General features: G+C 35.0%; 11 protein-coding genes. 4 read left to right on the top strand and 7 right to left on the bottom strand.

Features of this window, described 5'->3' with window-relative positions:
- Positions 1-1,084: 1,084 nt before the first annotated feature.
- Together LPC20_RS03340 and LPC20_RS03335 are read left to right on the top strand one after the other, a co-directional pair.
- Entirely contained in the window at positions 1,085-3,922 is a 2,838-nt protein-coding gene (locus LPC20_RS03340) for a ligand-binding sensor domain-containing protein (protein ID WP_229326494.1), read from the top strand.
- Between the two features lie 19 nt (positions 3,923-3,941).
- Positions 3,942-4,547 carry a response regulator gene (locus LPC20_RS03335; protein WP_229326492.1) on the top strand — a complete coding sequence of 202 codons (606 nt, stop codon included), beginning with the start codon at positions 3,942-3,944 and terminating at the stop codon, positions 4,545-4,547.
- A gap of 52 nt (positions 4,548-4,599) precedes the next feature.
- On the opposite strand, the gene LPC20_RS03330 is transcribed toward LPC20_RS03335, so the two are convergent.
- The 5 genes from LPC20_RS03330 to LPC20_RS03310 form a co-directional block, all read right to left on the bottom strand.
- On the bottom strand, positions 4,600-5,163 hold the full coding sequence (locus tag LPC20_RS03330) for an SRPBCC family protein (protein ID WP_229326490.1): 564 nt from the start codon (positions 5,161-5,163) through the stop codon (positions 4,600-4,602).
- A 13-nt stretch (positions 5,164-5,176) separates the two neighbouring features.
- Complete coding sequence (locus LPC20_RS03325; protein ID WP_229326488.1) at positions 5,177-7,558, bottom strand: TonB-dependent receptor; 2,382 nt, start codon at positions 7,556-7,558, stop codon at positions 5,177-5,179.
- A gap of 75 nt (positions 7,559-7,633) precedes the next feature.
- Positions 7,634-7,978, bottom strand: coding sequence for a hypothetical protein (locus LPC20_RS03320; RefSeq protein ID WP_229326486.1), 345 nt, complete (start codon positions 7,976-7,978; stop codon positions 7,634-7,636).
- A gap of 84 nt (positions 7,979-8,062) precedes the next feature.
- Positions 8,063-8,377 (bottom strand): hypothetical protein, encoded by a 315-nt coding sequence (locus tag LPC20_RS03315; protein ID WP_229326484.1) that lies wholly within the window; start codon positions 8,375-8,377, stop codon positions 8,063-8,065.
- A 1-nt stretch (position 8,378) separates the two neighbouring features.
- Positions 8,379-8,945: a sugar O-acetyltransferase gene (locus tag LPC20_RS03310; protein ID WP_229326482.1), complete on the bottom strand. Its 567-nt coding sequence runs from the start codon at positions 8,943-8,945 to the stop codon at positions 8,379-8,381.
- A 55-nt stretch (positions 8,946-9,000) separates the two neighbouring features.
- Between LPC20_RS03310 and LPC20_RS03305 the strand changes: the two genes are divergently transcribed.
- Positions 9,001-9,519, top strand: coding sequence for a GNAT family N-acetyltransferase (locus tag LPC20_RS03305; protein ID WP_229326480.1), 519 nt, complete (start codon positions 9,001-9,003; stop codon positions 9,517-9,519).
- A gap of 7 nt (positions 9,520-9,526) precedes the next feature.
- On the opposite strand, the gene LPC20_RS03300 is transcribed toward LPC20_RS03305, so the two are convergent.
- The gene (locus LPC20_RS03300) at positions 9,527-9,769 is read right to left on the bottom strand and encodes a hypothetical protein (RefSeq protein WP_229326478.1); all 243 of its coding nucleotides are present in this window, start codon (positions 9,767-9,769) and stop codon (positions 9,527-9,529) included.
- A 176-nt stretch (positions 9,770-9,945) separates the two neighbouring features.
- Here LPC20_RS03300 and LPC20_RS03295 point away from each other — a divergent pair, with 176 nt between their 5' ends.
- A complete protein-coding gene (locus LPC20_RS03295; protein WP_229326476.1) occupies positions 9,946-12,033 on the top strand; it encodes a TonB-dependent receptor family protein in 2,088 nt (695 codons plus the stop codon).
- A gap of 20 nt (positions 12,034-12,053) precedes the next feature.
- Here LPC20_RS03295 and LPC20_RS03290 read toward each other — a convergent pair whose 3' ends face one another.
- The gene (locus tag LPC20_RS03290; protein WP_229326474.1) at positions 12,054-12,497 is read right to left on the bottom strand and encodes a c-type cytochrome; all 444 of its coding nucleotides are present in this window, start codon (positions 12,495-12,497) and stop codon (positions 12,054-12,056) included.

Below are 12,497 nucleotides of genomic sequence, written 5' to 3'. Positions count from 1 at the left end.
CACCAACTTGCAAAATTAGGTTTTCGTAAAAGGGAAGAGAAACGTTTTATATCACATAAAGATGTGGTTTTTGAGGTGCGATATACGATATACGATCCCGAAGCGTCGGGACGGTATACGATGTGCGATTGCTGATTAACTATTTTAGATTTTAAAAGTAATCCGCTGAACGTAAGCTAAACGTTCCCCTCTTGAAATCGAAGATTCAACGATTCCAAAAAATAATATTAAAGAGAGTTATAGGGGCTAGGGGTGTGTTTTTATTTCAACATTGAACATTCGTTATTCAACGTTCGTTATTCAACATTCAAAATATAAAACAAGGAATAATTTGCTTTACTACTCTTCAATTGAGCGAAGCGACTTCCTTATACTCTCTTATATGACTTATATGTTTTGAAATTTACGAGGTACGATATACGAAGTACGAGGTACGAATTAAGATTGCTGATTAACTATTTTAGATTTTAGAAGTAATGCGCTGAACGTAAGCTGAACATTCCCCTCTTGAAATCGAAGATTCAACGATTCCAAAATAAAATAAAAACGAGAGTTAGAGGGGCTAGGGGTGTGTTTTATTTCAACATTGAACATTCGTTATTCAACATTCAAAATTTAAAACAAGGAATAATTTGCTTTACTACTCTTTAATTGAGCGAAGCGACTTCCTTATATTCTCTTATATGACTTATATGTTTTGAAATTTACGAAGTACGATATACGAGGTACGATATACTTTGTATAATTTGAAAATGTAGTAATGTGACAATTTGAATATTCTATATGCTAGACGTCCACCATTCAAGAACAATTTACTTTAATGCTCTTTAATTGAGCGAAGCGAATTCCTGATATTCTCTTATATGACTTATATGTTTTGAAATTTACGAGGTACGATCCCGAAGCGTCGGGACGATATACAGTTTACGATTTACAATTTTTAAAACTCATAACCTTTTAAACCTATAACCCCCATACCCTTTTAAACCCATAAACATATACCCTTTTAAACTTTACCCCTTTGCGCCTTTGCGGCAATAAAAAAAATTTAATTAGTTTTGGCATAATTAATTCATTTCAACACATGAGATTTCTCGCGCATTTACTTCTCTTTTTCACATTATCTTTTTGGGTGCCTATTGCGCGTGGGGCGTCTATAAAAAAAACCACACAAATATTCACGACTGTCAACGGATTGCCAGACAATTCTATTAATGACATTCAAAAAGACCGAGATGGTTATTTATGGATTGCCACAAATAAAGGGCTTTCTCGATTTGACGGTAAAAATTTTGTGACGTTTTCTAATGCTAATTGCAAAGGCTTTTTTGAAGACAATAGTGTCAATGAAATTATAATTGATCAAAACAAGATATACCTACTATCGAATCAAAAAGGCATCAAAATTTTAGATCGTTTAAAATTAACTGTGCAAAATTTTATCCAAGAGGCGGTGCAAAGTATGCAGGTGGAGCAAGGTCGCCATTTGGTTTTGTTTGGCTCTGGAAAACTGACTCTTTTTGTCGATTTTAAACCTAAAAAAACTATTTATTTAAAAAATTTCATTCCAAAAAACGCGATTGTATATAACTCTAAAATATATGTATTAACCGACCACAACGGAATCATTAAGCTTGACGCCAATAGTTTAATAAAAGAAGCGGTAATTCCAGCCGAATTTATTTATATGTATGGACGATTATTTGTGTCAAAAAAATTAGGTCTGGTTTATGTAACAGGTAACAAAGTATTTGTACTTAAAAACAATCGATTTGAATTTCACCCTTTACTAGGTGAAACTATTGGAATTACCAACTACTTTGAAAGTCAAGATAGCGATCCTTTTTATATTGCCAGAAGTAAAACTCTTTTTGGCTTAGTCAAAGGAGAATTTGTAAATCACAGGATTAATGGTTTAAAAAATGCTGAAATTAGAAAATTTTTCTATCTCGATGCAAACACCTATTTTTTAGCAACCAATCAAGGCTTAATTCGAGTAACTAACCCTAAGCCCTATGTAAAAGTGATTGATGACAACGCTTTTGTGGAGAATGAAATGATTCGGATACGCAGAAAAATCATCCCTATTGATGCTGAAAGTATGTACCTACTAGGGCATCCTCAAATTGCAGTTTGGTCTAAGGGGAAAATCAAAAATATCTCTACTGAAAACTACTCCATGTACGACAGCAGCTTACTAAATGGGAAAATTTACTGCACAACAGATAGTTACGGATTTGTTTCTTTTGATATAGCAACTAAAAAGACAACTCCAATTCAATTAGAAAATATTCCTCTTCGAGAATTTTTCTATGTGATAGAAAAAGGATACAACAACGAGCTTTTTTTAGGAGGAACCAACAAAATTGTAGTTTATTATCCTGAATTGAGAAAGTCCATTACGACACCTTTACCTGATTTAATTGTGTTTTCTATCGCACAAGACGGTCCATTAATTTGGTTAGGGACCAATAAAGGACTTAGATGTGCTTCTTATAGTGAGGGTCGTTTTAAATGGAAAAGCATCCCTTTTTCTTACTCAAAAACCATTCGAACCATTGAGCTCGATAAAAAAAATCAAAAAATTTGGCTTGGAACAGAAGAAGATGGTTTGTTTATAGTAAACACGGCCAATTTTAGTTTTGCACAAAAAAAAGATAAAGTTTTAAAAACGATAGCTACTCTAATTAATGATCAAAAAGGACGAATGTGGGCGAGTACATTTACTGGTATTGTAGTATTTGACCTTGTCAATAATCGCTCTTTTCAACTCACACAAAAGAATGGATTAAGCAACTTAGAATTCAACTATAAATCAGCTGCTTTACTCCCTGACGGCAAAGTTATTTTTGGCGGCCTAAATAGTTACGATGTCATTGATTTTGAAAGGCTGAAACAAAATTTGAAAGAAAAAAACACAATTCATATTACGGGAATTCAAAGGAATAGTATTTTAAACCAACAAAAAGCGCAGTTTACAAATTATTCCAATTCCAATACTGTTTCGTTTCAAACAGGGGAAGAAGACTTAACATTATTCCTTTCTGATCTGGATGTCTCCACTTCGTATTCGAACTTTTTCACGTATCAAATTGACAACCAAAAACCTGTAACAGCATATAACAATTCGATTCGTATCTCGAACTTGCCCTATGGTATTTATTCCTTATCCATTAAAATGTATGATAATTTTGGAAATCTAATTACCAAAAAAAGTGTTGCTATAAATGCTATGGTTCCTTTCTATTATAAAACAAGCTTTTTTGTGTTTTTATTGGTAATCCTAATTCTTTTTGGGAGCATAACTGTATATAGCGTGTATCATGCTCGAAAAACCGAAGCAGTAGTCAAAGACCGAATCGCCATGGACTTGCATGACGAAGTGGGGACGGTACTCACTCGAATGTTAATGACAACCCACAGTAAAAAAGAGGTGACACAGCAACATACCGAGTTAAAACAAGGAATTACTGAAGCCTTATTTAGTATCCGCACCTCCATCCATGCACTATCAGGTACAAAAACCCATATTGAAGACTTAATTGATGATACGCTAGAATTCTTGAAAAAAGAATTTAGTAATTCTTCCATTAGCTATCAATTTAATTACACTAAAGATATTCCGAATCAGCTCCTCAAGCCAGAATTGTTTAGAGATTGTAAATTAATCCTTTTTGAAGCTACTGCCAATGCTTTAAAATATTCAAATGCATCAAAAGTTACCGTTGATTTTCAATTGGATTCTGAGTTGGTCATCACCATTTCAGACGATGGTATTTTAACCGATGTCAATAGTATTTATAACAAAGGAAACGGTATTGGAAACATCATTAAACGCACCGAACGTAACTCAGGAAAAGCTCGTTTTTATTGTAATTCGCCTCAAGGATTAACTATAGAATTAACCTTTAATTGGACGTAATGTCCCCCCTAATTGAAATATGAAAAATGTAATTATTCTAGAAGATGATTTTCACATGGCGCAATTGATGAAAGAAAAAATCAATGAACTGCCTGATTATCAGTGCAATTCAATTTATACTAATCCTGTTGATTTTTTCGAAAATCCAAATGCAGCAACTATTTTTCTTTTGGATATTGTTATGCCCAAAATGAACGGTTTGGAAGCCATTAAAAAAATTCTAAACCTGTATCCAGACACCAATATTATCATCAATTCGATCAAAGAAGATTCGGATACTATTTTTAATGCGATTCAATTGGGAGCTATTGGCTACATTGACAAACAAAGCTTTCAGATGGACTATCAAGAAGTTTTTGATGCCATTAAAGATGACGGTGCCTATATGACGCCAAAAATTGCTCGAAAAGTGATGTCTCACTTTCAAAAAAAGGAAAATGACTTGGAAAAATTAACTAAGCGCGAAATAGATGTGACCAATGGTATATTAGACGGATTAAGTTATAAACTAGTGGCTGATAGGCATAATTTATCCATCGATTCGGTGCGAAGTCATATTAAAAATATCTACAGAAAACTGAATATCAATAGTAAATCAGAACTTTTCAATAAGTTCAAAGTATAAAAAAAGGGCTGTTTCAAATGAAATAGCCCTTTTTAATTGGTGTTCTTTTAAATTACTTCAAAACAACAGTATAAGTAACTGAGGCATCTGTTGCTCCACCTGCGTTAGCAATCGCTCCCTGTGCTACGCCAGCTGCCGTTTTATTTGGCTCATGACGCAATACCACAGTAATTGTTCCAGTAGTTGGCGAAGCAGCAGTTCTTAAAGTAAAGGCTAAACCAATCGGATTTCCTTTTGTATCAGCATCAGTATAAGTAAACGCACCTATACTAGTCGCTGCTTGATAAAAAATTTGGTGTTCTAATCCTTCTTCTTTGATTTCTTTGGTAATATCTATAGCCGGACTTACAGATTCATTTAAAAATGTAACAGAACCGGTATAAGTAGTATTTACCGTTAAATCTCCAGAAGCCGAAACTACAGGTGGATTAGGTCCATTCCCATCTAAGTCTTTTGAAGTCAAAGTGATGGTTTGATTTCCTGAGGTAAGTGTTGTAACAACTGTTGTAATTAATTCCTCTTCGTTTGCACCATGTGAATGACCATCGTCATTACTACAAGAAGAGAATACTGATATTGCAATTAAGGCTAGTGTTGTCAATTGTAATTTTTTCATTTTATAAATTTTTTTAATAATTAAATTTTAGTTGAATTTGAATGTTTCTACCCATTTCGTCAGCAAAAAAACGCTGTCTGTTGAGGTAGTCACGGTAAGTGGTGTTGAACATATTTTGAACAAAAAAGGCTGCGGTTACCGACGAACTGGTCGTGGTTTTGAACTTCATTTCGGAATAAAAATGCAGCAAATGGTAGCCTGGAGGAGGCGTGCTTATGTCCACCAAAACAGGAACTAAACTGTTATTTTCTATAACATTGGCAACAAAATTATTGTCCGGAAAATGGTTTTGACGAAATACCATTTCGCTCTTCAATTCGGCTTTAAAATGATGCCACTCTTTTTTGGCAAACTGAATGGTATTTCCTAAATTCAATGGCGGTATATCAATTAAAGAACTGCGATTGGTCAAATCCTTGCCTCTCACATAAGCCAGATTAAAATCGTATTGCCAATTCGGTTTGATTTTCCAGCGCGATTGAAAGTCTATTCCGGTTAGTCGGGCATTCGTTTGTTGGTATTCCCAAACCGGAAAAGCACCGCGAATAGTGGTTTCAAAAGCTATGGGTCTCAAAAACATAAAGTTTTGGATTTGATTTAAAAAAGGACTGATTTCTAAACTCAACTGATCCCATTTTTTAATAAAACTGGTCGCTATTTTTAGGGATTGTTCTTTTTGTAAACCTAAATCTCCTAACTCAATTATTCCTGTCGAATGGTGCAAGCCATCACTAAAAAACTCGGAAGGATTCGGATTTCTATTGGCTAAACTCAGGTTGAAATACCAATCCAAATTTGTTTCAAATGTCTTATGAAAACCCAAACTTGCTGAAAGATTGTGAAAATTAAATTCCGGTTTAGTAAACCATTGATTGCCTTGCTCTCTCACAATAAAATGGTCAAAAAGAGTTGTAAATCCTCTTTCAATCCAACGCGATTTCGAATAAAATTTTGTCGCTTGCAATTGGTAAAAATCATAACGCAAACCGGCATCAACGGTAAAAGTATCTGACCAATCATAACTTGCTATACCATAAGCTCCTAATTCAATTTTAGTATAACTAGGAATTAAAGGTTGGACACCCGTTGCCGGATTGGCAAAATTATTCTGAAACGAAGCTGAGCCTCCTGATTTAACAATCCAATCGTGAACTACTTTTTTATAATCCGCGTTAAAGCTATGCGTAGCCAATTCTAAATCCAAAGCGGGACGGTTTCTAAAATCACCTCTACGGAGATCAAACTCCTTTCTTTTATTGAATTGAAAAGCATATTGAAGCGATAACGAAGCCGTTTCATCAAAATAATAATTCAAATGAGTAGTGGCTAAATGATGTTGTACTTCTTGCTTTGGATTACCAATATCGTGAGTAAAATCAGCGACAACCGAAGGTACTTTATTGGTTATCGAATTATACAAATCATTCACATTTCCGGTATGAGAAGCTCTTAAAATACCAATAGTGGTCGAATACAAACTATAACTAGTGGTCAGATCGTATTGGGCTCCGGAATATTTAACATCGCCAAAGAAATTAAATTCACGGTTTCCTGTATTGGATAAGACGTAATTGGGAGCCTCTCTGTCGCCCATATATTTGTATGTGGTTAAGGCATTCCAACTCCATCCTTTGTCGTTTCCTTTATGCAAACTGGAACTGATGGACCCGCCTCTTCCATTCGACGCATAATTCAGAATGGTTTTTCCGTAAAGCGTATCTTTAGTAACAGCTACCGGCGAAATAATGACCAAGCCTCCAACTGCGTCACCGCCGTATTGCAAGCCCGAAGCGCCTTTAATTACCGAAATTTTTCCTGCGGCATTTGTGTCAAAATTAGGAGCGTGTTCTGTTCCCCATTGTTGGTCTTCTAACCGAACGGAATTGTTAATTACCGGCACTCGGCTACCAAACAAACCATTAATAACCGGCTTGACAACAGTGCTTCCGGTTTTTAAACTAGAAACACCTGGAATGTTTTTTAAAAGCTCGCCTAAGGTTTGATTGCTATACTTCTCAATGGTTTCTCCTTTAATTTTCTGTTCTAATACAGAGGTATTTACGGAATTGGCTTTCTCTTTAATGACCACTTCTTTCAACTCATCCATTTGTGGTTGCAATGCAAAATCAAGCACAACATCTCCCTTGATGGTCAATACGGTATCTATTGACTTATAACCAATGTAGGAAACGTGCACTTTCGTAACACCCGATGGTAATCGCTTGATAAAATAAATTCCCGTATCATTTGAAGACACCGACTTTGTTCCTATGTGGATATGACTCCCGGAAAGCGGTGCTCCATTCTGATTGGTAATTTTCCCTCTAACTGTATTTTGCGAAAAGCCAATAACAGCAAACAAAGAGAAAAAGAAAATGAAGCTGTTTTTTTGCATTTTTTTCTTGTTCAAAATAGATCAACCTAATTGCGTTTCCAATCATTGAAAACGACTAATTGTGATACAAACTATTTAAACTAAGGGCGGGCCACGGAGTGAAAATTGACTTCCTTTGAAAAAAGAAATCAATTGCTCTGATGAGAAAAATGATGGATTCGAATAGCTAGAAGTCAGATCTGAGGTAATGGTTGGAAAACCAAAAACAACAAAATGACTTACTTTAAAATCGCAAGTGCCACAAAAATCTAGGTAATAATGCTGGTGGGTTATTTCGCCAGCCGCATTTTTTTTATGGGCACAATGCTTCTCGGGAAGTTGCTGTGCAATATGCTCGTATTTATGCAACGATTGAAACAGCATTGATACCAATACTGCCAACGTAAATACAAAGCTATATCCAGAAATTCCTTTTTTCATTGAGACAAATATAAGAGTTGCAATACTATAAACGAATATAATTTAATGTTAAATACACTATTCAAATTGCATTTTTATGTTTTTTCAACTTTCTAGCTTAGAATTGAGTCCAAAATACTGTAGCATTGAAAGCGCCATTTGGATTTTATCTATTAATTCTCCAACCCCTAAGCTAGACCACAAAATGAAAATTGCCAAAACTGTGAGTCCTAATTTTGGCATACGCCAGCCTAACTTTTTCTCTATCGCAAATCGAATGGGCGGATAAAATAATAAAGAAGCAAATACAATAAAAATTCCAAATTCAGGATCGTTGCCAACGAAGGAATTAATCAATCCTATTGCTGAAAAAACGATGGCAAAAAACCAGCTCAAAAAAGCAATTACTCCTTGCTTCATATTAGTTGATTTTTTTAATTTTTTTGGCCGGTACTCCTGCTACGATAGTATTATCTGCTACGTCTTTATTGACTACGGCTCCAGCAGCAACAATGGCATTTTCACCTACGGTTACGCCTGGCAATATAATGGCACCCGCACCAATCCAAGCATTCTTTTTAATCACAATTTTAGCTAAGTCCAAGGATTTACGATTGGTAGGGTCTGTAGGGTGATTTTCGGTAATTAAACTCACTTTTGGCCCTATCAACACCTCATCTTCAATAGTGATGCCGCCCAGGTCTAAAAACGAACAGCCGTGGTTGATGAATACATTTTTACCTATCGTGGTGTGTTTTCCAAAATTGGTATGAAAAGGCACAAAAATAATAGTGCTCGAATCGATAGTACTGCCTATAATTTTGCTTAATTGGAGTCTAATTTGATTGATATCTGTAGCGCTATTCAAGGCCGAAGACAAAGCGATCGTTTGCGACACCTGTTTCCAAAGTTTCGGCAAGTCCGGATCGTTTTTATCGATAATTCCTCCCGCTAACATTCTGCTAAAAATTCCACTTTCCTGTTTCAAATTTGATGCTTTTTTAGTGGATAAATATATACAATTAAATTTTATATTTGCGGCTATGAATTCGTTTGCAATTAAAAAAATAGGCTTGGACCAATTGGTCCCACTACAAGAAATAGGACGCAAAACCTTCTATGATACTTTTTTTGAGTCCGATTCCGAAGACAATATGGCTTTGTATTTAGCTACTAGCTTTTCGGCCGAAAAACTGACGGCTGAGTTGGAAAATCCGAACTCTGAATTTTATTTTGCCTACCATAACGAAGAGGTTATTGGCTATTTAAAAGTCAATTTTGGCCCTGCTCAAACCGAACTTCAAGATGAGAGTTCGCTCGAAATTGAACGCATTTATGTGCTTCAAGACTTCCACGGGAAAAATGTAGGTCAAAGGCTTTTTGAAAAAGCCATTGCTATCGCAAAAGCCAATTCTTGCAACTATGTATGGTTAGGCGTTTGGGAGGAAAACCATCGCGCGCTTCAGTTCTATACCAAAAATGGTTTCGTCGCTTTTGACCAACATCAATTTATCTTTGGCAATGAAGTACAAACCGACATCTTAATGAAGTTGGTTTTGTAATCCACTATTATTTATCATTCCAACCTATAGCATAGCCAAAAAACGCGGCTGCTACGGCCAAATGAACGAATAAAACGGCTTTCTGCCAAGTGGGTCTGTCATTCCATTTTTGTTCTTGATCAAACGGATCAAAAATCAAACCAATTGCAAAAGAAGATGCGGCTTGCATATAATCTTTTGAAAAGAAGGCTTGGAATAGCCCAACGAGAATAAATCCGATGTAAAGAAATTTGTTAAATGATGTTTTCATAATTGTTTGTTTGTAAATCAAAAATAGACTTTTTGATGAATGCAACAAAAAAAGCCCTTACATTGCTGTAAAGGCTTTTTTGATTTTGTTGAATTAAAATCAGTCGTAAATTCAGTTTTTTCAGATTTAAAAAAAAGCTAACTTAGCGTATTATTTAACCCGATCAAATACAACTAATGTGTAAAAATGCACTTCCTCTTTTACTTTTTTTGCATATTGTGTTGTACTTCAGTCCTGTTTATAGTCAAGTAAAAAAAGACACTACAGCGCTATCTGAAATAATAGTAGATGCTTCCCCTATCAAAAATGTACTTCAAAACACCGCTTCTTCCATCGTTTTAATTAGCAAAGCCGATATCAATAAAACCGATGGAATACTACTCACTCCCGTTTTAAATAAAATACCGGGAGTATTTATGCAGCAAGGCGCATTAAATACTAATAGAATTTCTATTCGAGGTATTGGAGCGCGCGCACAATACGGAACGAATAGGATAAAAGCCTATTTTGATGGAATTCCTATAACTTCTGGAGATGGAGAGACGGTTATTGAAGATATTGATATTGCATCCATCGAAAAGATAGAAATAATTAAAGGGCCCAACTCAACTAGTTTTGGCTCCGGTATGGGAGGAGTAATTCATTTATTTTCAAGAGAAACACCATTGTTGCAATCGTTTGGCAAATCAAACATCAATTTTGGGAGTTTTGGGATGATACAGCAACAATTGTCTGGAGGTTTCAGTGATACGAAATCAAACTTAATTTCAAGTTATTCCAATATAACCCTTGACGGACCAAGAGAAAATAGTTCCTACAACAGGGAAAATTTCAACTTGTTTGGAAAACAAAAATTAGGAAATAATGGATCTTTATCTTTTATCGGAATTTACACCAAGCTTAAAGCTTATATCCCGAGCTCTTTAAGCGAAAAGGACTTTAACAACAATCCCAAAAAAGCAGCGTCAACATGGGCGGCAGCTCAAGGATATGAGTCTTACGACAAGTATTTATTTGGATTAGGCTATGATTATCAAGTCTCCAATAAATGGTCATTAAATTCAAGTGTTTTTTCAAATTATAAAGAGGCTTACGAAACCAGACCTTTTGATATTTTAGATGAAAACACCCGTTCTTTAGGAATTCGTTTAAATATTAATTACAAAGACCGATTACTTTCTTTTCCTTTCGAATTTAGTTTTGGTACCGAAATTGCTTTGGAAGAAAACGACTATTCCCTTTATAAAAACCTATACCTATCTCAGCCTGGACGAGGCAGCCTACAAGGGAATTTGTTCAGCGCCATTGACGAAGAAAGAAAGTACTCCAACTATTTTATACAAATGGAGTTTTGGCTTTCCAAAGCTATTCATTTAGAAACTGGATTTGCATTAAATTCTACCGCGTATTCATTTAAAGATGTATTCCAACCGCCTCAAAATTCAAACATTCAAAACTATACTTTTGGAACAATTTGTTCGCCAAGGATTGGTCTTTCATATAAGGTAAGCAATGGAAAAAACATATATACCTCTGTTAGTAAAGGATTCTCAGTTCCTACATTTGCCGAAGCCTTAACTCCAGAAGGTAAAATCAATACCAATTTGGAACCAGAAATCGGTTGGAATTACGAAATTGGATTCAAAGGAAATTGGTTGGACAATAAATTATATACAGAGGTAGCTCTGTTTAGCGCACAAATTGAAAATTTATTACTAGCACGACGGACAGCCGAAGATCAATATGTTGGATTAAATGCGGGCTCGAGTTCTCACCCAGGAATAGAATTTACAGTGAATTACAATATTGTGAAATCTGATAGTTTTAAAATTACTCATTATTTTTCAGGCGCAATAAATTATTTTAAATTTAAGGATTTTATTGATTTAAACGTCGATTATTCAGGTAATCAACTTACCGCAGTTCCCCAAAAACAATTGAATTATGGATTAGATATTATTACAAAATCTGGGATTATTATAAATACGTCTTATAGAACCGTAGGAAAAACACCCATAAATGATGCCAATACAAAATATACCGAAGCCTATGCTTTACTTGATCTTAAAACGACCTATGCTTTTAAGATTTTTAAGAAATTAAATGCAGAATTAACTGCCGGCGTCAACAATGCATTGAATGAGAAATATGCAGCCTCTATCGTGCCTAATGCGTTAGGTTTTGGCGCAGCTCCGCCACGATATTATTATCCAGGTAATCCTATAAATTATTATGGAGGGTTCTCCATTTCGTATCTGTTTTGATAAAGTAGTAATGAATTACTTTATTGCTTCACATCTTCAACTTGGCTTAAAGTAATCATTTTGTTATGCTTGTTGCTCCAGGAGTTTCTAATGTAATTCATTACGTCGGCAACTTCTTGATTTGACAATCCCATAGGAGGCATAGCATTATTGAATTTTTTGCCATTTACTACTATTGGGCCTGTTTGTCCAAATTTAACCGCATAAATACTTTGAGTTATTTTATCAGACAACCAATTGGATCCATCCAAAGGAGGAAAATTCTTCAAATCTCCTTTTCCATCTGCCATATGGCATTGGATACAAAAATCAGCATAAATTTCTTTCCCGCTCTCTATGCTTTTTTCCAGAGGTGATTTTTCCTGAACTACTTTCGTAAATGTCGAATGATTTTCCTTTGATGAGAAATTAAAAGAATAGAAAAGCAATGCCGTTAATCCTAATATGTATTTAACTTTTATCAT

The organism is Flavobacterium ammonificans (assembly GCF_020886115.1).
In the GTDB taxonomy this organism is placed as follows: Bacteria; Bacteroidota; Bacteroidia; order Flavobacteriales; family Flavobacteriaceae; genus Flavobacterium; species Flavobacterium ammonificans.
The sequence above is the reverse complement of the archived record's forward strand: the minus strand, read 5'-3'. Positions and strand labels throughout refer to the sequence as shown.